Raw genomic sequence first — 24134 nt, forward strand, 5'->3', positions numbered from 1 at the left:
ATTGGCAATGTTCCACCAATCATCTCATTATTGTCAAATCCATCTTCCGCATTTATTACTTGTTAGGCTTTAAGGAAGCCATTTTAAAGATGCTATTAAATTGTATAGAGCCTGCACGCTTTCAGCCCGGGTTGTCATTGCTTTGGGCGCTATATTACCATCTTTGCGCCCTTGCATCAGTCCCAGTTGAGCAGCTTTTCGAACGGACTCCTGTGCCCAGGCGCTGATGTCACCCTCATCGGCAAAATGTATCTGCTGGGCGTTTGTACCGTTTTCCTTTGATACATATCGATAAGCACGCACCATAAGGACGGCCATCTCCTCACGGGTTATCGTCTGGTTCGGTGCAAACCTACGGGCCGAAACACCCTCGATCAGACCCGCTTCATGTGCTGCAGCCACAGGTCCTGTAAACCACTGTCCCGTAGGGACATCAGAGAATGGCGTCTTTTGCCCACCCTGCAAATTGAGCGCTCTAGCCAGCAGCGTTACGAACTGAGCACGGGTTACTTTGTCTTGAGGGGAAAACCGATCCACAGCCGTACCTTCCACCAAATGTTTAGCCGCAAGCTGCTGGATCACCTTAGCCGCCCAGAAAGATTCTGGAACATCCGTAAAAGTCTTACGATATTCCAGAGCTGTGTATTTACCGAGAAGAGAAGTTCGCCCTTCTAGAATTTCATTAGTTATCCGACTAGTAACGTACTTGAATCGGCCATCCTCCTCGATATGGTACAAACCAGCCAGCCAAGGATCCGTATTGTCGTTAAGCGGCAATTTGATTGTCACAGGCTGTTTCAGCTCCCCAATTGGAATGGTTACTCCATCCTTCGTGACAACTTTCATTTGAAATTCTGCCATCCTTGAGGCAGCCTTAACATGAGCTGAAGCTAGACGACCTAACTGCTCAGCCCCTTGTTTACTTTGTTCAGCATCCAGAAGGCGGATAGAGATCATTACTTTCTCAGCTGCTCCTGAAGACGGGTCAATCATTCCGAAAGCACCTTCCAGAACGGTCTCAGGGATGGTAAGTACAAACCCATCACGTTGTACTTGAAGCTGATTTGTGTTAAGCCAGCTCTTGAACTCCGCAGGAATGATCAACGTGTGCTGATCTCCGGTAAGTGTAAAACTTCCTTTTGCAGCCTTACGTTCCTGTTCAGTCGGCTCAAGCAATTCTTTCTTCGTCGAACCGGTTCCCTGTGGCGGTACGTTTATTCCGCCCGTAGAAGGGGCAGACGAACCCGGTTCTTCCGGTGGATTTCCGGGTCCTTCGGGATTGCCTCCATCACCCTTTTTCACTATTACCGTTACGGGTTCAGAATACATACGCCAAGTATTGTCCAATACGACTGGATCTCCATCAACCGGAATGCTAAACGGCTTATAGTCCAGATGCAATTGCACTGATACCGTTCCTGGCTTCAGTCCTTTAATCCCCCCGCTGTTTTCCAGAGACACTGCTCCCTCATTGCCGGTAACTATTCGCATGCCACCTGTAAATGGAACAGGTTCCATAGCTCTGAAATGAACCAAAGCGTTCATATCTTCCAAAGATAATGTTTCTCCCACTTTCAACTCATAGGAATCTTTCCCGCTGGATATGTTTACAGCCACTTGGTCCATCCAATGTGCATAATCGGTAATTAACCCGGTAATCCCCATACTTACAGCATCCTGAAGTCCTTGCTTGTTGTTAATGGTCCAGGCAATGACCGGAAGTCCGCGATGTTTGGCGTAGCTTATCAACTCTGGTGTGAGCATGGAATAATTAGCAAAATAAAACGTTCCGAGCTGTACATGATCCGTAACAACCTTTTCTGCATCCTGAAGTGCTTCCTCCGGGTACGGTTTACCCCCATCCAGAGTAAAACCTCTGCCAATCTCCGGATTCTCCAGTTCAACCCGCTGCAGCACATCTTGACTGAAACTTGTCACATAAACATCCGACTCCATATGATACTTCTCAACCAGATCAATTACTTTATCCTCATGACCGAAACCTTTCATTTCAAGAGCAAGGACCACATTTTTACCCTTGGCAAAGGCCAGTACTTCCTCAAGTGTCGGGATCTTAGCATCCGGATACTTGTCATATTCTTTTTGCCAGTCCGGATTGTTCGTTTTATTCGCAGTCAGACTCTTCAACTGCTCTAAGGTAAGCTCACTCACCCTACCCTTCCCGTTGGTTGTCCTGTCGACTGTATAATCATGAATTAGAACAAGTTCACCATCCTTGGACTCCAAAATATCCAGCTCGATCACTTCCGCGCCCTTCTCTACCGCAAGCTCAAAAGCGGGCATCGTATTTTCGGGTGCCAACGCGCTCATACCGCGGTGAGCCACTATGATCGGTTGCTGTGTAATACTGTCTGTAACATCGTACTTACCTAGTACTGCAGCAACTGCTGTTGAATCTGATGCTTCAATCCCTGATACGCCCATCGAGATCAGGCGGTGAGCCTCACTCTCCGACTTCACACCGTATCCCCAAACGGATACAGAACGGACAAACAGACTTCTTACATGTTCCTTGGTCAAAGCCTGCTGATCAATGAGTGCAACCAGTCCCGTGCTTCGGCGCACGGTACGGACGATTTCTTTAATATCCCGTTCACTAAGCTTGGAACCTTCAAATCGTACAGCACCTCGGTATTCATCATTCAACCCTCTGATCTGCTTAATAATGTCCGGGTTTGTTGAAACAATGAGCGCATCTGTCATTCCACGGGTACTTAAAAGCTGATGAAGTGGCTGAACCATGCTATTCTCATTGATTTCAATGACAGGAATCATCCTTCCATCAATACGGTCCAGTGCTGCCGAAAGTGACATCTTCCGATTGGCTGCATACAATTCGCTACCTGACCAACGAACCTGAATCAGAAATGAAGGGATATTTCCAGGAAGTTCATCCGGCATGCCGTTGGAAGCATCGATAACGGTCGGTGCTGCGGCGACGGCACTCTGTGGTTCCTTAACCTGAAGAACGTTGTCCTTCAGATCGGATACAGGAATCAGGTCTTCTCTTCCCTGAGGGCCAAACAACAGCACACCTGGTGTCGGATGGGGCTGATCCACAAAATCGGCGGCACTGTTTTTCGTATCTTTTCCGCTGATCCTCTCGAGCGAGTGGCCGCTGTTCACACCGCGATGAGCTTTTATCCCCATGTACATTCCAGATTTGTATACAAAGGCGTCAACGAGTTTTTTGTTCCGGTTGAGCAGCAGGACCTCATCTCCCGTGTTGGCAAGCTGCATTGTGCCGCAGCCCCAGCTGCAGTTTGGCTCCATTTTCGCGACTGAAGAATCCGAATCCTCCAATTCAAAATCCGCTTTCCTTCCGTAAAGATCCTCGACTCCTTTAGCGTTGCGTGCAATGAGTAACACCTCATAAGGCTTGATGACTGTTCCTGCTGGAAAATTGAACATTCCTTCAGGTGACGCTTGACCTTCTGTCTCCTCATCGCCCAAATAGTAACCGCTAATATCGACAGCCTGATCAGAAATATTCGTTATCTCCACAAATTCGCCCAAGACCTCGTCAAACAACGGATCATACATGACCTCAGTGATCAGCAAGTTGTCACTGGTCGGAAGCGGTATTGGACGATCTCCGAGCGATGGTGGCGCTGCGGCAAAATCGGCCGGAAGACTTCCGGTTCTACCTATCCGATGAATCGCATTTCCATCTCCCGGTGCCGTTGCCGTTACCGCCTTATAAAAAACGTCACGGTATGTCCGGTCGATGATATAAGGCACAAAATCCACAATGTCGGTCTTGGCGTTCATCAACAGAATTTCATCTCCGCCATTAGCCAACTGGATGATTCCCGTCGACCAGTCTGTTGGCAGCAAATCCGGAATATCAGGATCATCCACCGGTCGGGTCACCCCGATCCAAGGTGTTTCAAAGTCCGGTACAGTACCGTAAATCTGCTTGAAGCGTATACCTGACTGCGCTAGAATAATTTCTTGTCCGGGATTTATGATCGTACCCGGAGGAAAAGCAGCCATGCCTTCTCCTTTAGTTTGATTGATGCCGTCTCCAATCATAAATCCGCTAATATCGACTGGCTTCTCTTCATAGTTCTTGATCACAATATATTCCGCCCCGTCATCAGTCCCCGGTACGTCGTACATAAACTGGGAGATTAGCACTTGAGGAATTCCCGGCTCAACCGGCGGCTCTTCTAGACCATACTTTGCCCAGCGATTCAGGTTGATTTTAACCATCCGGTCCATAATATAAGTCGTTGTATATCGATATTTCGTTGCACCAGATTCTAATTGAATGTACAGCTCACCATCCACATCGACGATCCCCTCGGACATCGGCACGATGCTAAGTCGGGAGTTATGCTCTTTCTCGGCCTGAGTATCCAGGAACCATACCGGCACATCACGGCCATTGATGGCTGCTGTAGCATGGGCACTCTCTTTAACCTGATTGTTGTACCTATAGAGCAAACTGTCATTTCCTCTGCCCCATGAAGTGCTCAAGATGACGCCGTCTTCTCTTACAACAGCTCCCTGCACCTTACCAGGTATGGATAACACCTTATCAGGAGTAGCCGGTGTGATTGAACCTGGAATCCAGTCTTCAGAAGAAATACTGCCTGTCGTCGGATCAAGCTCATATCCTGCCATCCAGGCATAATACGTTTCACCTGTTCTATTGGTCATATGGTGGCTCGCATCCGTTGGATAGCTGGCCTTCTCATAGAACTCGCCGACCCACAATACGCCATCTGCATAATAATTGAATGAGGCCTGAACAGGAACAGGCACAGAGTCGATGAATTGAATTTCTCCATTGTCTTCAGCAGCTACCAGATCCTCCAGCTTGATTTGGAACAGAAACTCCCCGGAAGCAATCCATACATATCCGGGACTGACGGCAACACCGCCCGCATGTCCGGTATAAGGAGTTCCATCCTCATTCATCAGGATAACTGACTTCAGGAGCTCACCGCTGGCTTCATCCATAACAGACAAGGTTCCCGGTCTTCCATCATCCATATAATAAACCGCAAAAATCCAGTTCTTTTCCTTATAATAACCAAGCCCTTGCGGAACCAGATCCTGTTTCAGTCCAGGTATAACGGGCCCCACTCCGCTTACGTCCCACAGCATTTTATACTTGCTGTCTAATGGATTCGGAGTTCGCTCGACCTGCGTGACCTTCTGATGGTAAGGGGTAGCAGTTACGACATCCGACTTCGGTGATTCCAAATCCGAGCGGTCTACACCCGTAACCTCGAAGTTGTACGCTACATTCCCGGTCAGACCGTACACTTCAAAAATTTGTTGATCCGCCGGAACAGAAAATTCCAAGGTACCGTCTTTATAAATGTTGTACCGTTCAATGTCCGGCTCGGTATTCGGATCCCAAGTAAGCTTGACTGTTCCGTTACCTGCCTCGGCATTTAATCCGGTCGGCTTCACAGGCGCTTGATCATCCTTCTCTCTTGGAGGTGCTTGCCCTTCAATGACCCATCCTGGTGTCGGCTGCTGTTTGGAAGCGAGCGGCCTCATCTGCTTACTACCTTCCTCAGGATAAGTGAACGTAATCGATTTGCCTTCCGCCACATCGCCGCCTATATAAGGCGCCCTTACCACCTCGTTTCCGGCAGAGTCCTGCAAAACGACCGATTGTGTGCCGCTGTTTACAAGGCCTCCGACGTTGCCGATGATGAACGATCGTTCATTCGGCACATATTTGCTGGTGTAAGAGGTGAAATAATAGCTATTAAATGCTTCCCAAGTCAGCGGCTCGATCTCCGCTCTCCGGGTCCAGAACACAACACTCTCCCGCGCCCCGATGACAATTGACGTATCGATGACCTTATTCCATTTATCCGATAATATCCGATAATCCTTCAGATCAATTGCCCCATCGCTAGCGTTGTATAGTTCGATAAATTCAAAAGCATCATAACTCGCAAAATTGGATGTATCAGGCACCAGCTCTGTAATGAGCAGATTCGGAACAGTGACCGGAAGAGCTCCTGCAGGGATTGCCTTCACCGTAACTTTTTCCGATTCATTGTCGGATCCGTCCACGGCACTCAGCGCAAGATCATATTCCCGTCCCGCTTCCAGCGGCGACACATTGTAGGTATATACCGAGGACGTAACCGTTCCATGTTTTACTCCATCGACATAAATCCGGTATTCTGACATGTCCTCCTCTTGATTAGCCCCCCAGTTTAACGTGATCTGCTGATCACCCGGTATTGCCGAAAGTCCGCTCGGAGCTGCTGGAGGTACCGTATCTGTACCGTGTTCCGTGTTCACTGCAGCTTCTGCAAATTCAAAGGGTGTTAGAAATGTCATGTTTCCTAAAATCAAAATAAACGATAAAGTATAAACGGTACATTTCTTCATCCAATTCCTCATAATCTACCTCCCAATATAATGTAAACGCTTACATTCGTTTATGGATCATGGCAGCCTTGTGCCATCACCTACGTTATTTAAGCGCACTTCAACAAACCTGCTATTCTTTATCCCTCCAATTCATGCGGACCTGCTTAATACCTTCGACCTGCCACAATCTTTCAAATAAAGTATCGATCCCTTTGCTGTTAAAAGAAAACACCCGAAATTCCATCGTTACTTTCGATGAGTCTTCTTCAGTCCCATCATCATTTACGATCATTTGCTCCACCGACATGTTTGATTTCTGCAAAAGTGATGTAATCTTACTGACCTGAACCGGCTGGTCTCCCGCTTCAATCGTAATACGCAAACTTCCGGATTTTTTGATGAACAAAAATCTGGACTCTAGTTTATTTAGTATCAGGGTGCTGCATAAAACGATAGCCGTCGTGATTACCGCAGGCCAGTAAAAACCTGACCCCACACTAAGACCAATAGCTGCCGCGACCCATAACGTAGCCGCAGTCGTGAGACCTGAAATAATATGATTGGAACGTCGCAGTATCGCACCCGCCCCTAGAAAACCAATACCACTTACTACTTGGGCAGCCAGTCTTGCTGGATCAAATCGGGCATTCGGATGATTAATCAGCGAATTATCAAAACCGTATATGGATGTAAGCATAATTAATGTAGATCCCACAGCCACGAGCAGATGCGTCTTTAAACCAGCCTGCTTATTTCTCCGCTCACGCTCCCAACCGATCAAACCGCCAAGCAATGCAGCCAGCAGCAGGCGCATTAGCAAGGTTTCTGTATCTAGCTGTATAATAACCATTGAATCCCTCACCCATCTTTCAAATGAACTGTGAAGGCAGGTTGCTAACACATATTCTCATCCTGCCAGCGCCAGAGCTCCTTACTGGAAGTTGAAATTCCAATGACTCCGCTTTTCAGCGCCGTATCAAAATCCTCCAGATCAATCATCAGTCCGCCTGCAATAACAGGTACATCGACTTCCATGCGAATTCTGTCCATAATTCGCTGGCATACCATGCCAGGCAAAACTTCAATTGCGTCCGGATCAGATGCCTTTGTCATTTTGATTCCGTTATCCAGTGACACCGAGTCAAACACGAACAGCCGCTGCACTGTAAGCAGCCCTAACTTCTTCGCCTCAACGATCGCTGTATTTTTCGTTGTGACAATACCGTCGATTCCAACTTTTTCAGCCAAATAGGCCACACCCATTTTGTCCTTTCCAATTCCGTCAATAAGATCAAAATGGACAAAAGACAATTTACCCGCTTCTCGAATTTGTTCAACAATCGATTCAATGACAAAAATGTCCGTTTTCAGAATGAATACGATATTGGAATCGGTCTCGAGAACAGAAGGTAGTTCATCTATATTCATTAATGAAGTAATAATTGGTTTACGCTTCAGACAATAAGCAATTCGTTGTGCACCATTCACGCTAGCTTTTACATTAGTTTTCATTTATGCTCACCTCTTTGTTGCAACAACTTCTCCGGTTCTCCCGTTGTAACAACATATTTTGTGTAACATGTAACAGATATTAAATTTACGCGTTTTGCAAACTGCTGTTCCGGTAAATATCATGGACAGAATTCAGTACATACGTCGGCTTTACCTGAACAACTGATAAATCCTCCTGCTGGGTTACGCCTGTGAGGACGAGTGCGGTACTCATTCCCGCATTGTTACCCATCAAAATATCAGTCTCCAGCCGGTCTCCCGACATCAGGCAATCCTTCGCATCGACCTGTAATATATCCAGGGCAGCCAGTGCCGTTAACACCGAAGGCTTACCCATGACCACGTTGATTTCCATGCCGGTCGTTCCTTCAATGGCTCCAATCATCCCGCCGCAATCAGGTACATCGCCGCCGGGCATTGGACAGGTTCGGTCCGGGTGGGTGGCGATAACACTCGCACCACTTTTAATCGCTTGGTAGGCGAAATCCAGATGATTATAATGGAATTCCCGATCCCAAGAGACGACCACCACATCGGTTTCCTCAGGGCATGTGGCAAATTTAATTCCGTTCTCACGGAACTCATGCTTTAATATCTCTTCTCCAATGACGTACACTTTTCCTCCGTTATGATTCTTTTGCAAATAATGAATCGTAACAAGTGCAGGATTCAGTATATTGTTCAAGCCAATCTTAATGCCGAATCCGTTCAGCTTCTTCAAATAATTTTCTCTGGACTCGATGGTCTTGTTCGTTAAGAAAAGTAGCTTCTTATCTAGCGATTGCAAATATTGAATGGTTTCTACTGCCCCTTCAATCGCTTGATTCCCAAGATAGATCGTTCCATCCAAATCGAATATATAACCTGTAAAATGATCCATCTAATTTCTCCTCTGCATGTAATTTCCGCTATAATGTGACGGTGGTCAGCTCCTGACCCAACGTAATTTTGCGGGAAATCTCCTCTGGTATCTGCTCAAGGATGTCTGTATAAGGTTCACCATCGGTCGTATGGACGAGAGTCACGCGGTCAACTGCCGCCCAGTTGTAGTAGCTGACAAGCTGTTCCAGACTCGTGTGAGACTCGAGCTCTTTTCGTGCTGTTGTCGCCTCATGAATTAGAAGATCAATGGCTGGGAGCCCCTTAATGCAGGGGTTTATCATCGTATCCGACGAATAGACCAGTACTTTGTCTTCATGAATCATCATTACGCCAACGCTTGGCACACTATGTCTGCCCGGTAATACGGACATCGTCCACTCCGATCCCTCGGCTATAGTGGATTGCTGCTTCCATATATATGTCTTGATACGTATTTCAAACCGGATGGCCCACTCCGTCACCTGCAAATGCTCCAGCCATTGCTTCAACCATTCACGGCCCCCCTCATCACAGTACACATAAAGCGGTTCCGTGCGATGATCAAGCCACATCCCCCACAGCAAGGAAGGAAGTCCATATATATGGTCGATATGAAGGTGGGTAAATACAACCCTCTTCACCTGATGAGTGGATACTTGCAGCTGTTTTAGTTTCCCTAACGGGTTCCCCCCCACATCCACCATCGTACAATCTTCTTCGTTTCGTATGAGCAGATAAGTGTTGTCACGACCTGCTCCGGAAGCCGCACTAGCAGTTCCCATCAGTGTTATCTCCATACTATGTCTCCCTACTTAAGGCCTGAATGCATAAAGCTCTCAACAAACTGTCTTTGGAAAACGAAAAATGCTATTAGAAGTGGAAGGATTACAAGAACCGTAGCTGCAGTAACTGTTCCCCACTGGGCACCCGTTTCAAAAGATTGAGCAAAGATAGCAATCCCTACGGTAAGTGGACGCGATTCCACTGTATTGGTTACGATCAGCGGCCACATGAAATTGCTCCAGTGCGTACTGACCGAGATGAGTCCAAAGGCGATATACGTCGGCTTTGCCGAAGGCAGATAAACATACCACAGCGTTTGCCACCAGCGGCAGCCGTCCACTCTTGTCGCTTCATCCAATTCAAGCGGAATTTGTTTAAACGTCTGACGAAGCAGAAACACCCCGAAAGAAGAAGCCCAGTAAGGCAGCATAATGGCAAGTTTTGTGTCGATCAGATTCAGTTCTTTCATAATCGCATAGTTCGGAAAGATCAAAATATCCGGCGGAATCATGATCTGAACGAGAAATACGATAAAAATTAATCCCTTGCCAATAAAGTTCAAACGCGCAAAAGCATACGCAGCAAGCGTAACGGTCAGCATCTGGACAACTAATATCCCTAGAACGATGACCAACGTATTCCAGTAATATTGAAGAAAAGGAATCGTGTCCCAAGCCGAAATATAGTTCATAAACGTTGGATCTTTAACAGCAAATGGATTCGCACGCGTAATTACTTCAGATGAAGGTGTGAAAGAAGTAATTACAGCCCATACCAACGGAACGAGGAAAATGATGGCCAGAATAATGACGAGCAGTCGGTTAATTACGCGGTACATGGTTCAAATTCTCCTCTCCTAGTAATGGATGCGCTTATCTAGGTAAGCATAGTTGAATATTGAGATTGACAGCAGAATAACAAGCAGAATAACCGTAAGCACGGAAGCCGCACCCATATCCCAAAAGCTGAATGCCGTTTCATATATGTAGAACAAAAGCAGGTTACTTGCGTTGTCCGGTCCGCCCTTGGTCATAATGTATAAGTGGTCGACCAGTTTAAATGAATTTGTTGTCGCGATGACAAGACAGAACAGCGTAGTCGGCATGATTAACGGGAACGTAATTTTGCGGAATACCTGGAACGGTCGTGCTCCTTCAAGCTTCGCGGCCTCATACACTTCACTCGGAAGATTTTGCAATCCGGCAAGATAGAACAGCATAAAAAATCCGGCTTCCTTCCATATAATCATCCCGATCATTGCGTACATAACCCAGGCCGGTTCTCCCAACCAATTCACTCCATCAATTCCGAAAAAGGACAGGAACTTATCCAGCAGACCATAATCGGGGGTGTAAATGAACAGCCAAATGTTGGCGATCGCAATCATCGGAATGATCGTCGGGTAGAAAAAGGCTGCTCTCAATATGCCGTTTCCTTTCATCTTGTTGTTCACCCAAATGGCAAGGTATATCGCCAGAAAAATACTGATTGGCACCGTCCCAATAACCAAAATGAGGTTGTTCTTAATTACTTTATGGAACACTTCATCCTGCAACACCCTGGAATACTGGTCAAACCCAACAAAGGTCTGACTGCCAAACGTTGAATTAAAGAAACTTAAGTAAATCGATTTAAAGGTCGGATAAAAAGTAAACATTCCAAGAAATATTAGTGAAGGAAACAGCAATGCGTAAGCAAACACATTTTCCCTCCAACTGAATCTTCGCCTTGTGCGTCTATGTACGGCTGGTTGTGCCAATTCAATCCCCCAATTCCACCTCAGAGAGTTTTAAGAAATGCAGGCCGCGAATGCAATGTTTACGCTTTCAATTGTGGTTCGATTCACGGCGCTGCGTGAACCTGCTATTCTTTAATCAAAAATTTACGCTCTATTTTTGAAATTGCTTCAAAATCCCCTCAGCTTGCTGCTGTGACTTTTCCAGAGCTTCCTTTGCAGTCATGTTTCCGAGCAGAGCGGCTTGAATGTTATCGTTAAATATCTTAGTTACTTGACCGTTCTGATATGTAGATAATTCACTGTCCGCATATTCCAACTGGTCTCTGGCAATAGCCGCTGCCGGGAAATCGGCTACATATTTCTTGAGTATATCTGTTTCATACGAAGATTTCGTAGTTCCAACATAACCGGTATCGATGGACCACTGAGCTACCCGCTCTGGTTTGGTCAGAAACTCGATAAACTTTGCAGCCGCTTCTTTATTGGCATCCGGAATGTCTTTGAACACATACAGGTTGCCACCACCTGTTGGAGATCCGAACTGCTTGTTGGCAGGTAGGAAGGCCACACCGAAATCAAATGCTGCTTCGTTCTTGACTTTAGTCAGATTGCCTGTCGTATGGAACATCATGGCTGTCTTTCCGCTGATAAAGTCCGAAGGAACCGTTGCCCATTCAATTGTTCCTTTTGGCATAACCTTATCCTTCTGTCCGAGGTCCATGTAGAACTGCAGTGATTCCTCTACATGAGGTTGGTTGAACATCACTTTCGTCCCGTCGTTTGACATGATATTCTCACCCGATTGTAGTGACAGTGCTTGCAGCATCCAGTATTGATAGCCCGTGCTTGGAATTTCGATTCCCCATTGAGAGCCATCTGCTTTCGTCAGCTTTTTGGCATACTCACGAAGCTCATTCCAATTACTTGGTGCCTTCTCTGGATCGAGTCCTGCTTCCTTGAACTTATCTTTGTTGTAGTACATAACAATCGTGCTTCTCTGGAACGGAACACTCCACACGGTGTCTCCTGATTTGGTGTTCCCCAGGAAAGCTTCATAGAAATCATCGAAGTATTCCTTGGAGAAGCGCGGAGTCAAATCCTCAATTGCGTTCATGGAAAGCAAGGTGTACAAGTCAGTTGATAGAAGAACCGCAATGTCCGGCGAGTTATTTCCTTGGACCGCTGTAGCTACTTTTGTCATCGTATCCTGATAACTTCCACCATAAATCGGCGTAATGTCGATGTTTTCATTTTCCTTTTCAAAATCACTGGCCAACTGGTCTATCAATTTTGTAATCGGTCCGCCAACAGCAACTGGGAAATAGAATTGAAGTTCTACTTTCCCGTCCTTTCCACCGCTTTCCGTCTTACCAGCGGATTCTCCCTTGGTATTTCCCCCACTGTTGCAAGCTGAAAGAACTAGTGCAAATACGATGAACAGAAAACCGAATTTTCTCACATATATCCCCCTTTTTCATCGTCCGGGCACAAAAAAATAAGAAGCGCTCTGCACAAAACGACTTTCATTACAAAGAAAGTGTTTTAGTTATGCAAAGGGCTTCTCATCATCTCTACCCAGCTCTAAAACTTATATTGTTATACTACAATCTGTTCACTTGTTTGACAAGAATATTTTTGGTATATCCCTTCTATGACACAAATTATCATTGACATTCATGAATTTTGTAAAATGAATGTTAAATTTAACTCGAATTCATCGAATATTATGCATAAAATCTCGTTTGTGATGGCTCATCCTGATTCTTTTTCTTAGGTCTTCTAACCATAGAATTCTCTTCTCGGATATCCCCAGATAAGTCCCAGGTTGATTTCAATTGTTCCTGCAACATAGACCATTGTTTATCGATCTCACTGTCATCCCAATCCAACAATTCACTCATCATCATCATTGTATTTCCCATGATTACTTCAGCCTTTTGCCGATCAAATAACAGCCATCCTGTTCTTCTTAATAAAAAATCAACCGCGGTTAATGTCATTTCATAATGAATAGAGTACTGAATTTCGGCATGCAGCAGCCGGTCTTTCATTAGTTCATCCCGATCAGATCTTTGTATGTATCGGAATATTTCACTTGTGTTAGAACCGTAGCGTGACATCAGATCAAAGGTATCATCTATATTTACCCCGAGGGCTCGACCTTGTTTCACCATCGCTTTTTTCAGGTCGTGATAGGATCCGTTGTCCAGCAGACCGCCGCTGATCGGTATCCGATCCGTCGTACAGGGCGGAAATATCGTACCATCTTCGTCCTGTAGCTGTTTGGAGACAAGACTGACTACCTTTTCGGCCATTTTTCGAAATCCGGTCAGCTTGCCTCCGGCTATAGTGATAAGTCCCGAATCCGAGACAAAAATCTCATCTTTTCGGGATATTTCGGAAGGATTCTTGCCTTCTTCTCTGAGCAGCGGACGAAGACCAGACCACGCAGCCTCAATATCGGTTAATCTTAATTGGACTTCCGGAAATGTATAGTTAACCGCATTCAGTAGGTATTTACGGTCAGCCTCTGAAATACCTGGACTACCAATATCCCCTTCGTATACTGTATCCGTCGTGCCAATATACGTTTTCATGCCGCGAGGAATAACAAAGATCATCCTTCCTCCCGGTACATCGAAATATGCAGCCTGCTTCACCGGCAGCTTTTTGTAATCCACCACCAGGTGAACTCCTTTAGTCAAAAGTAGTCTTTTTCCTTTTAGCGAGTTATCTTTGATTCTTATTTCATCCACCCATGGGCCGGCAGCATTCACAACTTTTTTGGCGTAAATGGAATAGACCTCTCCACTAATCAGATCCTTTACCTTTACACCAACCACTCTTCCTCCGCGGTAAATAAACTCCGTTGCCTTCGTATAGTTCGTCATTAAGGCGCCATTAACTCGGGCGCTCTTCAACACTTCAATCGTTAAGCGGGCATCATCCGTCTGATACTCATAATAGTAGCCTGCACCTTTTAACCCCTCTTGCTTGAAAAGCGGTTCAAGATTTTTCGTATCTTCAAGGCCGTACATTTTTCGGCGCTCACTGCGTTTCACGCCTGCTAGCCAATCATATAGAAGCAGACCAAATGAGCTTGCCCAATACCCGTATGTTCCTTTTTTATAGATAGGGAGCAGCATTGGGATTGGGTCTATAAGATGGGGAGCGCTTTTATGCAGGAGAGCCCGTTCCATTCCTACTTCACGGACTAGTCGAATCTCACCTTGCTTTAAATATCTAAGCCCCCCGTGAATCAGTTTCGTAGACCTACTGCTCGTTCCAGATGCGAAGTCATTCATCTCCAGAAGGCCTGTTACCATCCCTCTGCAACTTGCATCCCAGGCGATGCCAGCTCCTGTAATGCCTCCTCCGATGATAAGCAGATCCAACTTAACCGCCGACATCTCCTTCAAATACACTGTTCGTTCACTTGACGAGAACCTGCTATCCATTGCCTTACCTCCATTATCGACACCCGTGCGTGCGAGATCCAAGAGGGTACAAAAAAGAACCCTTCCGCCAAGAATACATACTGAAGACAGTATATACTCAGCAAAAAAGGGTTCTCCGTTATCTCCGCCCGTCTATGCATAGATATAATAAGGCCCATTATATGACAACCCGGGTGATAAGTCTATACTCTACAGTATGCTGCCCAAACCGAATTAATACATCATAATGTCACTTTGAAATTTATACTTATTAACGAAATGTTATAATTTTCAATTAAATGGAAAATTATTTCACACAAAATTCACATTTCAGTTTATAATCAGAACACCTTTTCCATAATTTCCATAACATTATCTGATAATTATTTCACTCCTCTATCTTATAACTACTCTTACTCCTTATTTAGGATCTCTTTCTGTCGGATCTATTCTGCCATCCACTCTATCTTATCTATGACCATATCACATTCTATTGATCAATTCCCTAGTGTATAAACTCTATATGAGTTTGTATAAAAGTATATACAGTAAAGGAGGTGATGTTCTACGTGTCTTTCAACCAAGACGACTGATTAATTACAGGTAGAAGGAGGTGTTGAATTTATAGTTTCATCGAATGTACAGGATATTCCAAATTATAAGGAGGCTAATCCCTATGACTTCTATTCGTTTATCCAATCCAAAGTTGGTAAAGCTGCTTGCCCTGTGTGGAATGATGATTGTTGCTACATTAAGTATGTTTCTCTTCTCGGAAAAAGTATCAGCTCACGGCTACGTCGACAGTCCAGGTAGCCGGGCGATTTTATGTAAAAACGGACAGAATACCGATTGCGGAGCGATCATGTATGAGCCTCAAAGTTTGGAAGCACCTAAAGGCTTCCCTGCAGCAGGCCCTGCGGACGGCAAAATTGCAAGTGCAGGCGGCGCCTTTCCGAAGCTGGATGAACAATCAGCTACCCGATGGACGAAGGTGAACATGTCCTCTGGACAAAATACGTTTACATGGAAGCTGACTGCTAACCATGCCACGACCAGCTGGAAGTATTATATAACGAAACCGAATTGGAATCCGAACGCTCCACTTACACGTGATTCCTTCGACCTTACCCCATTCTGCTCCGTCGCTTATGATGGTACTCGGCCTCCGACAACGTATTCGGATACCTGCAATGTTCCACAGCGTACCGGATATCATGTCATTCTGGCTGTTTGGGAAATTGCAGATACGCCAAATGCATTTTACAACGTAATTGATGTGAATTTCAACGGAAGCAACCCGATCGATACGGAAGCTCCGACTGCACCGTCTTCCCTTGCTTCCACAGGCATCACTAGCACGAGCGTATCCTTGGCTTGGAATGCGGCTACAGATAATGTAGGTGTAACAGGCTACAAAGTCTACAACGGAAATACCCTCGTCACAACAGTATCCGGTTCGACCCTGAATTACACTGTAACCGGCTTAACGGCAAATACAGCCTATACGTTCACGGTAAAGGCTGTGGATGCCGCAGGCAATCTGTCAAACGCCAGTAATGCACTTAATGTGACCACGGATCTCGTTGTAGTAGATACCGAAGCACCGACTGCCCCAGGCAATCTGCATGTCATGGGTAGTCCAACTTCCACAAGTGTCAACCTGATGTGGGGCCAGTCAACGGACAACGTGGGCGTAACCGGCTATAAGATTTATCGCGGCTCATCCTTGGTAGGAACCGTATCCGGTACAACTACCGATTACACCGTATCAGGTCTGAGTCCAAATACGGCTTATACATTTACCGTTCATGCGTTTGACGCAGCCGGTAACGAGTCTTCCGCCAGTAATTCAGTAACTGCGACAACGGCAGATGCACCTGCCGTTCAAGCTTGGTCGCCCAACACTTCATATACCGCTGGAACACGGGTAAGCTACAACGGCTCGATTTACGAGTGCCGTCAACCCCACACTTCATTAACCGGTTGGGAGCCTTCTAATGTTCCTGCACTTTGGATGCTAGTATAAATATATTCGCGCTCTAGCTTTTTAGACTAGTTTTCTTAATAAGAACACCCCTTTGAGTGAGAACCGGATATCCTGTAAGGGATTCCATTCTACCCAAAGGGGTATTTCTATTTCCTTATTTCCAGATTTCATCAGCAATCTCTTTAATGAATTCAAGTTTCTTCCACTGTTGCTCCTCTGTTAGAATATTACCTTCCTCGGTAGAAGCAAATCCGCATTGAGGGCTTAGGCAAATATGATTGAGATCCACATATTGAGCAGCTTCCTTGATTCGACGAATAATCTCCTGCTTATCTTCAAGCTCGCCCGTTTTGGACGAAACCAATCCGAGTACAACCTGCTGGTCCTTCAGATGTTTCAGCGGTGTAAAATCCCCCGCACGATCGGTATCAAACTCCAAATAGTATCCGTCAATATGATCAATTCCGAAAAGATATTCCGCAACTGGTTCATAGCCGCCAGAGGATGCCCATGTTGAATGATAATTTCCACGGCACACATGCGTTGTAACAATCAGGTCTTCTGGGAGTCCGGCAATGGCTTGTTTGTTAACACTGGCGTAAAGCTCCGCAATATCAGGTAACTTCGCCCCATCCTCTTGTCTTAATTCCCAATAATTCTTGTCGCAGAGCATTCCCCAAGTGCAGTCATCCAGCTGAAGACTACGGCAGCCCGCCTCATAGAATGCAAGAATAGCTGCATTGTATGCAGCTGCAATATCAGCTACCAATTCCTCCGTGCTGTTGTAATAGGAATTGGTACTGGCCTTGTTATCTGGACGTTGAAGCTCCGCAAGAAATTGGGCCGGGGCCGGTATCGTCTGGCGAGCGATCGCATCCTCTCCAGCCACTTCTTTAAGAAATTTGAAGTGCTCTACAAACGGATGACTGGAAAAGCCGACTTTACCGCACAAGCGGGCGGTTTCTGCACGAGTTTCCTCGCCTTGGAACTGATATCCTCTATCTGCATTTGCTTTCTCGACCCCATCTAGCCCCCACATAAAATCAAGATGCCACCAGGAGCGTCTGAACTCCCCATCCGTTACGGCTTTCAGTCCTAACGATTTTTGCTTAGCTACCAGCTTAATAATTTCCCGATCTTCTACCCTCTGCAGTTCATCCGCACTAATCTCGTTGTTTTGATATTTGACTCTAGCCTCTTTCAGCACCTCCGGACGCAAAAAACTACCGACCGTATCATGCCTGAAAGGTGTAACCGTTCTTTGTTTAGCGCTCTCCAATGAATTGCTCATCTGTACTATCCCCTTTAGCTATTTATCTGTAAAAAATCGTTATAAGAGGTTGTTCAAAAAGTCCGCTTTTGATCACGAAGTGAATCAGGAAGTGGGCTCGGCATCGAATCTTGAATTCAGCCGGTCCTAGCATATGCTTACGAAGTATGTTTCCTCCGGAAACATCTCAGGTGCTCACGTACCCAAAACAGATGATGCTTCCGAAGACGTTTTCTACGAAAACGTGTAGCTCCGCTCCTCACTCCCTAGCTTCATCCAACTGAAGCGTTTGAAAAAACGCACATCGGAAGCATAAGCTTCGGTGCTGAAAACCGACCTTTTTGAACACGCACTATAAGAAAGATAGCACAGTTTTCCAGCTATAGAGTAACTCCAAATAACTATAGCTGGCTATAGCTTAAAACTATATCCAGCTCCATTTCCCAGAAATCATTGGAATAAAATTCTGTGTTTTGTTATTGTTGGACAGTGCATTTTTGATTAAATAATTCCACTTGAGTGATAATGAAATATGAAAACAAATTAGGTTAAGGTGGCTGAAAAAATCATGACACTACGGATGAACCCATATCTTATCCTGGACGGAAATGCGAAGGAAGCAATCTCTTTCTACGAGAAAGCGCTCGATGCCAAAGTTGTAATGATGCAGACGTTCGGAGAAATGCCGGCCAACCCTGATTTCCCTTTACCGGAGGACGCCAAGGATCGTGTATCCCACGCGAACTTGAAGGTTGGAGAGACGGACTTGATGTTCTCGGATACGTTTCCAGGTCAGCCTGTGCATTCGGGTAATCAGGTTCAAATCTGCATTACCACAGTTACAGCGGAGCGCTCTGAGCAGATTTATGAGGTTCTAAAAGAAGGCGGCCAGATTCGCATGCCTCTTCAGAAAACGTTCTGGAGCCCTGCTTACGGAATCGTGACAGATCAATTTGGCGTCACTTGGAATATCACAACCGAAGTAAAGGCGTAGGTAAAAGGCATGGCGGAACCCCGTCATGCCTTTTTATTGCTGAGATTAGATAAAATTCACAAAATAAATTCCATTCATTTTGAATTTATTTTATAAAAAATTAAAATACCTATTGATAATGATAATTGTTATCAATATAATGATTATCATTATCAGTTATGAAAAGGAGAATTATCCCATGAAGCTATCTCGTTTTAAACCAGTACTTATTCTTACCTTGTTCACAATATTCGTCGCTGCCTGCAGTCAGACGCCATCTACCTCTAGCACATCATCACAGTCACAGCCTGCGGCTTCCTCTACTGCTGCATCGACCCCGGAAGCAGCTTCAAGCACTGAAACAGCTCCAAGCACAGAATCACAATCCTCTGTCGCTGTTGATGAGGCAAAAGTTGAGGAAATAATGAAGCAATTTAAAGGGAAGACGCCTGATAAAGTAGTGACGGTATCTGTCTCCATATCGGAATTGTTGAATGAGCTTGGCGTCATTCCTGTGGGCGTTCCAACTACAAGCAGCCAGCTGCCAGCAGCTTTTGACCAAGTACCTCGTATCGGATCATCCCATCAGCCAGATCTGGAGCAAATCGCCAAGTTGCAGCCTGATTTTGTACTTGGCCCAGCTTCCATAAAAGACAATCTGGACAAATTGTTTAAATCCGCATCCTTGCCATCCGCTTACTTACCAGCTGATTCATTGGATGAATTAAAGCTCTCGATGGTCACCCTTGGACGTTTATTCAAGAAAGAAGACAAAGCAGAAGCATTCCTGCAACAGTTCAACGAGAAAGAAAATGCCGTCATTGAAAAGACCAAAGGAAAAGAAGCTCCATCCGTCATGATCCTGTTCGGCTCTGCCGAATCACTCATGTTCATGAATGAGAATACATACACTGGTAGTTTGGTGAAGAAACTCGGCGCATCTAATGTGGTTACTGATGTGCTGAAGCTGAAGGAAACTTACATTCCGCTCAACATGGAAAGCATCGTTGCCGCGAATCCGGATGTTATTTTGTTAGTTGCTCACGGAGATCCAGCTGCGGTTGCCAAAAAATTCGAGGAGGACACCAAGAAAAACGGTGCCTGGGAGAAGCTTGATGCATTCAAGAACGACAAGCTGATCGCGCTCGATTACAGCCTGTTCGGCATTGCATCGATCGTCAAAGCTCCGGAAGCATATGAAGAGATGTTCAAAATTTTGTACAACTGATACGGAGGAATCCAGAGTGACGGAGAAACACATCAGAAAAGCCGTACTGCTCGGGATCACTGCCCTAGCCCTAATAGCCGCCGTTCTGCTTTCTATCGGGCTGGGCAGTGTCCGGTTATCTCCGACTGAAACCGTGAGTACCTTGTTTGGAAATGGGGATGATGCCAATCATACGATTCTGTGGGATATACGAATCCCAAGAGTGTTACTTGCTCTGTTGATTGGGGCAAACTTAGCGGCTTCAGGCGCATTACTTCAAGCAGTCATGTTGAATCCCCTAGCTGATCCCGGTCTGACGGGTGTATCGAGCGGAGCTGCGGTCGCCGTACTGTTCATCTTGCTCGCTCAGCCCAGTTACGCTTCACTGGTTCCATTAGCTGCAATTGTCGGTGGTATGATCGCAGCGGTCCTAGTCTATGTCTGGGCATGGAACCGGCGAACCGGGTTCACACCCATCCGCATCATTCTGTCCGGTGTAGCCGTTAACGCTGTATTCGGCGGAGTCATAGGGCTGTTGTCCTTGCTGTACAGCGATCAGCTCCCCTCTGCCTTGCAATGGTTGAATGGCAGTTTGTCCGGCAAAGGTATGTCAGCGGTAAAGGTTCTACTCCCTTATTCCATTATCGGATGGATTGCTGCCATTCTGTGCATCCGTCAAGCCAATATTTTACGTTTAGGGGAACAGGTCGCACATAACCTGGGGCAAAATTTGAACCGCATCCGGTTTACACTCTCATTTATAGCCGTTTATTTGGCAGCCATCTCCGTATCAACCGTCGGACTTGTCGGCTTTGTCGGACTCATCGTTCCACATATCGCGCGCATGCTCGTCGGTTCTGATTATAAGCAAGCATTGCCGATGAGCCTTCTGCTCGGAGCATTGATCCTGCTCGCCGCAGATACTGCAGGACGTACGGTTTTCGCACCCACTGAAATACCAGCCGGCATTGTGATGGCGATGCTTGGAGGTCCTTATTTTCTATACCTGATGCGCAAGGGGGACACTTAGATGCTTGAGGTTCAGTCTCTGACGATACGCTATGCGGATCGAACAATCATAAATAACTTTTCACTTGAGGTAAACGAAGGAGAAGTTGTATCCATCATCGGACCAAATGGATCCGGCAAGTCAACTATACTCAAAGGATTGTCACGCAGCATTCCTTGTGAAAGTGGACGTATATGCATTGCTAACCGGGAGTTATCCTCCCTTAGCACCAAGCAGGTTTCTCGCATTATGTGCATGCTCTGTCAATCGAATTCATGTCCAGCAGATATGACCGTCGAAGAATTGGTTGGGTACGGGCGGGTTCCACACAAGAAGTGGTACGAACGATTCGATGCAGGTGATGAGGAGGTCATTGGGTGGGCGCTTGAGCAGACTGACATGCTTCAATACAAAGACAGGTTGATCGTCTCCTTGTCAGGCGGAGAAGCACAGCGTGCCTGGATTGCCATGGCACTGGCGCAGCGCCCCAAAGTACTGCTGCTTGACGAACCGACCACTTACTTGGATATCGCCCATCAGCTGGAAGTGCTTGAGCTTATAAGCAGACTAAATCGTGAATTGAACCTTACGGTTGTCATGGTGCTTCACGATTTGAATCATGCAGGTGCCTATAGTGACAAGATCTCTGTCATCCAGAATGGCGTCATGCGCGAATACGGTCCTCCACAGCAGGTGCTCACCCCGCAATTGATCCGTGAGGTATACGGCGTTGAGTCCGAAGTGGAATATGTTGTTGGCAGTTCCGCCCCACGTATTCATATTTTGAAGAAAAGTAGAGGGATCAGTCATGAAGCAATTGGATAAAGAAAAGATCAAGCTGGAGTATTTAACATTTACGGATAGCCTAAAGACAATCATGCTAAGCACTCTGGATGAAAATGGGCAGCCTTTCATCTCCTATGCCCCATTCGTGAAAAAGAACGGTAAACTCTATATCTATATCAGTCAAATCGCCAATCATTACCATCATATCGAGAACAATCCCGCTGTTGACGTCATGTTTATCGAGGACGAATCACAGTCCAGAAACCTATTTGCCCGTCAGAGAGCAAGATTCGCATGTACTGCTATCAAAGTAGGAAACGAAGAAAATGAGGATATTTTCTATTTGTTTGGTCAGTCTTTTGGGGACAGTATGATCCGAATGCTCCAAGGATTAGATTTTTCACTGTTCGAGCTAACCGTACGCGAGGGGCGTTATGTGGTAGGGTTCGGTCAAGCGTTCGATATCGATCTGTCGGGTAACAGATTTGACCTTGTCTCAAGAGACGGACACACGTCCGAAGCACAATTGTAAATCAGACAAAGGAGTGTTACTTGATGACATTTACCACCGTATCTCAAATCTGGAATGCCGTTCAAGACCGATTTCATCAGACAGCCAAAAACCTGCCCGAACAAGATTTACCGCTAAAGCTGGGCAATGCCTCTATCGGCTACATGCTTCGCCATAATGCAGAGGTTGAGTATATGTTCGCCGATTGGTTTTTCAATCGTCCGCTACCAGAAGGACTGGCTATCCATACCGCCCGCGGAGCTGCAGGAGCCGAGAATGAGTTTACTAACTTGCAGGAGCTCCTCGCCATCCTGAAAGCCTCGAACGAGCATATGCTTGACGCAATGCGAGAGTTGCCTGAAGAAAAGTGGAATGAACCCGTCAAGTCTCCGATGGGCCTTTCAACACCGCTCGAAGCTGTTGGCAGACTCATGTATCATACAGGCATTCATGCAGGGCAGATATCGCTCATCCAGAAGTGTGCAACTGTGCAGCGACCATAAGGACAGAGCTGCTGTTCATAGGGCACACTAAAATCACAGCTAATCACGTAGTATCAAATCAACGAGTATGGAAAAACTCGAGACGTATAGCTGATTTTGAACGAAATACAAGAAGGGAGCCACATAACATGGCTCCCTCCCTTTATGTATAGGAGGTGGTCTAACTATCCCCCCCTATAGCCTCATACAGCGCTTCAGTATAAGCGATTGCCAGCTTGGATAGCGTAATATTTTTATGGCTGATCCATCCCACATTGATACTCTCCTCGCTCTCAAGCGGAACCGGAATGATCTCATTTCCGTTCAGATCAGCGCTAAGTACACCTGTAGAAATCGTATATCCGTTTAGCCCAATTAACAGATTAAAAAGGGTCGCCCGATCATTCACCATAATGCTTTTTTTATGTGACAGTGTACTCAAAATTTCTTCCGAGAAATGAAACGAGTTGAACTCACCCTGGTCAAAGGAGAGGTACGGATAGTCTTCCAGCTGTTCAATCTTCACGACGGACTGCTTCGCCAGCGGGTTTTTTATACTAATGAAAATATGAGGTTTAGCCGTAAATAGGCTCTTGAACTGCAAACCGGCGTCTTTGAGCAGCTTGTTGATCACCTTGTCGTTAAACTCATTTATATACAAGATTCCAATCTCACTGCGCAGCGTTTTAACATCCTGTATAATTTCATATGTCTTGGTCTCCCGCAAAGCGAGTTCATACTCCTCTTGTCCATACTCTCGAACCAGGTTTACAAAAGCATTGACCGCAAACGCATAATGCTGGGTAGATACTGAAAAGTGCTGCGGCGAAGGCTTCGCATTCACATAACGGGTCTCCAGAAGCTCCGCCTGCTCCACAACCTGACGGGCATAACCAAGAAACTCAGCACCCTCTTTGGATAATGAAATCCCTTTGTTTGTACGTTCAAAAATCGTAATCTGGAATTCTTCCTCCAAATCACGAATCGCATTCGAGAGGCTTGGCTGAGATATGAACAATCGCCTTGCAGCTTCATTCATTGAACCCCGATTGGCTACCTCAATCACATATTTCAATTGCTGCAACGTCACTGGATTCATTCCTCTCCATAACAATTCTATTTTTTGATTATCCCATTTGGGATATATCCCTATCTGCTACCTCTTATTCTAATCGATCCATATCAGTTCGCAAAGACAGGCAGTAA

At 45.8% G+C, this 24134-nt stretch carries 18 protein-coding genes; 7 read left to right on the forward strand and 11 right to left on the reverse strand.

The window, feature by feature from the left end:
• Positions 1 to 69 precede the first annotated feature (69 nt).
• From MNQ98_RS22090 to MNQ98_RS22130, 9 genes are all read right to left on the reverse strand, one after another.
• Positions 70 to 6402 carry a glycerophosphodiester phosphodiesterase family protein gene (locus tag MNQ98_RS22090; RefSeq protein WP_241930169.1) on the reverse strand — a complete coding sequence of 2111 codons (6333 nt, stop codon included), beginning with the start codon at positions 6400 to 6402 and terminating at the stop codon, positions 70 to 72.
• 100 nt (positions 6403 to 6502) lie between these two features.
• Entirely contained in the window at positions 6503 to 7222 is a 720-nt protein-coding gene (locus MNQ98_RS22095; protein WP_241930170.1) for an MgtC/SapB family protein, read from the reverse strand.
• 44 nt (positions 7223 to 7266) lie between these two features.
• Positions 7267 to 7884: a glycerol-3-phosphate responsive antiterminator gene (locus MNQ98_RS22100; RefSeq protein ID WP_241930171.1), complete on the reverse strand. Its 618-nt coding sequence runs from the start codon at positions 7882 to 7884 to the stop codon at positions 7267 to 7269.
• 85 nt (positions 7885 to 7969) lie between these two features.
• On the reverse strand, positions 7970 to 8764 hold the full coding sequence (locus MNQ98_RS22105) for an HAD-IIA family hydrolase (protein ID WP_241930172.1): 795 nt from the start codon (positions 8762 to 8764) through the stop codon (positions 7970 to 7972).
• Between the two features lie 28 nt (positions 8765 to 8792).
• Positions 8793 to 9542 (reverse strand): MBL fold metallo-hydrolase, encoded by a 750-nt coding sequence (locus MNQ98_RS22110; protein WP_241930173.1) that lies wholly within the window; start codon positions 9540 to 9542, stop codon positions 8793 to 8795.
• 11 nt (positions 9543 to 9553) lie between these two features.
• A complete protein-coding gene (locus MNQ98_RS22115) occupies positions 9554 to 10366 on the reverse strand; it encodes a carbohydrate ABC transporter permease (protein WP_241930174.1) in 813 nt (270 codons plus the stop codon).
• An 18-nt stretch (positions 10367 to 10384) separates the two neighbouring features.
• Positions 10385 to 11230 carry a carbohydrate ABC transporter permease gene (locus MNQ98_RS22120; RefSeq protein ID WP_481856660.1) on the reverse strand — a complete coding sequence of 282 codons (846 nt, stop codon included), beginning with the start codon at positions 11228 to 11230 and terminating at the stop codon, positions 10385 to 10387.
• 187 nt (positions 11231 to 11417) lie between these two features.
• Positions 11418 to 12725: an ABC transporter substrate-binding protein gene (locus tag MNQ98_RS22125; RefSeq protein WP_241930175.1), complete on the reverse strand. Its 1308-nt coding sequence runs from the start codon at positions 12723 to 12725 to the stop codon at positions 11418 to 11420.
• Positions 12726 to 12990: 265 nt separating this feature from the next.
• Positions 12991 to 14724 (reverse strand): glycerol-3-phosphate dehydrogenase/oxidase, encoded by a 1734-nt coding sequence (locus tag MNQ98_RS22130; RefSeq protein WP_241930176.1) that lies wholly within the window; start codon positions 14722 to 14724, stop codon positions 12991 to 12993.
• Positions 14725 to 15379: 655 nt separating this feature from the next.
• On the opposite strand from MNQ98_RS22130, the gene MNQ98_RS22135 reads away from it, so the two are divergent.
• Complete coding sequence (locus MNQ98_RS22135; protein WP_241930177.1) at positions 15380 to 16729, forward strand: lytic polysaccharide monooxygenase; 1350 nt, start codon at positions 15380 to 15382, stop codon at positions 16727 to 16729.
• Positions 16730 to 16844: 115 nt separating this feature from the next.
• Here the strand turns inward: MNQ98_RS22135 and MNQ98_RS22140 are convergent, their stop codons facing one another.
• A complete protein-coding gene (locus MNQ98_RS22140) occupies positions 16845 to 17981 on the reverse strand; it encodes a 5-methyltetrahydropteroyltriglutamate--homocysteine S-methyltransferase (protein ID WP_241930178.1) in 1137 nt (378 codons plus the stop codon).
• 547 nt (positions 17982 to 18528) lie between these two features.
• Between MNQ98_RS22140 and MNQ98_RS22145 the strand changes: the two genes are divergently transcribed.
• The 6 genes from MNQ98_RS22145 (at position 18529) to MNQ98_RS22170 (ending at position 22949) form a co-directional block, all read left to right on the forward strand.
• Complete coding sequence (locus tag MNQ98_RS22145; RefSeq protein WP_241930179.1) at positions 18529 to 18954, forward strand: VOC family protein; 426 nt, start codon at positions 18529 to 18531, stop codon at positions 18952 to 18954.
• Positions 18955 to 19132: 178 nt separating this feature from the next.
• Entirely contained in the window at positions 19133 to 20161 is a 1029-nt protein-coding gene (locus MNQ98_RS22150) for a helical backbone metal receptor (protein ID WP_241930180.1), read from the forward strand.
• 16 nt (positions 20162 to 20177) lie between these two features.
• Positions 20178 to 21170, forward strand: coding sequence for a FecCD family ABC transporter permease (locus MNQ98_RS22155; protein WP_241930181.1), 993 nt, complete (start codon positions 20178 to 20180; stop codon positions 21168 to 21170).
• On the forward strand, positions 21171 to 21974 hold the full coding sequence (locus tag MNQ98_RS22160; protein WP_241930182.1) for an ABC transporter ATP-binding protein: 804 nt from the start codon (positions 21171 to 21173) through the stop codon (positions 21972 to 21974).
• A complete protein-coding gene (locus MNQ98_RS22165; RefSeq protein ID WP_241930183.1) occupies positions 21958 to 22467 on the forward strand; it encodes a HugZ family pyridoxamine 5'-phosphate oxidase in 510 nt (169 codons plus the stop codon). Before MNQ98_RS22160 ends, MNQ98_RS22165 begins: the two co-directional genes overlap by 17 nt.
• 23 nt (positions 22468 to 22490) lie before the next feature.
• Positions 22491 to 22949 carry a DinB family protein gene (locus MNQ98_RS22170; protein WP_241930184.1) on the forward strand — a complete coding sequence of 153 codons (459 nt, stop codon included), beginning with the start codon at positions 22491 to 22493 and terminating at the stop codon, positions 22947 to 22949.
• A 160-nt stretch (positions 22950 to 23109) separates the two neighbouring features.
• On the opposite strand, the gene MNQ98_RS22175 is transcribed toward MNQ98_RS22170, so the two are convergent.
• The gene (locus MNQ98_RS22175; RefSeq protein WP_241934005.1) at positions 23110 to 24018 is read right to left on the reverse strand and encodes a LysR family transcriptional regulator; all 909 of its coding nucleotides are present in this window, start codon (positions 24016 to 24018) and stop codon (positions 23110 to 23112) included.
• Positions 24019 to 24134 lie beyond the last annotated feature (116 nt).

The organism is Paenibacillus sp. N3/727, from assembly GCF_022637315.1.
Taxonomy (GTDB): domain Bacteria; phylum Bacillota; class Bacilli; order Paenibacillales; family Paenibacillaceae; genus Paenibacillus_AQ; species Paenibacillus_AQ uliginis.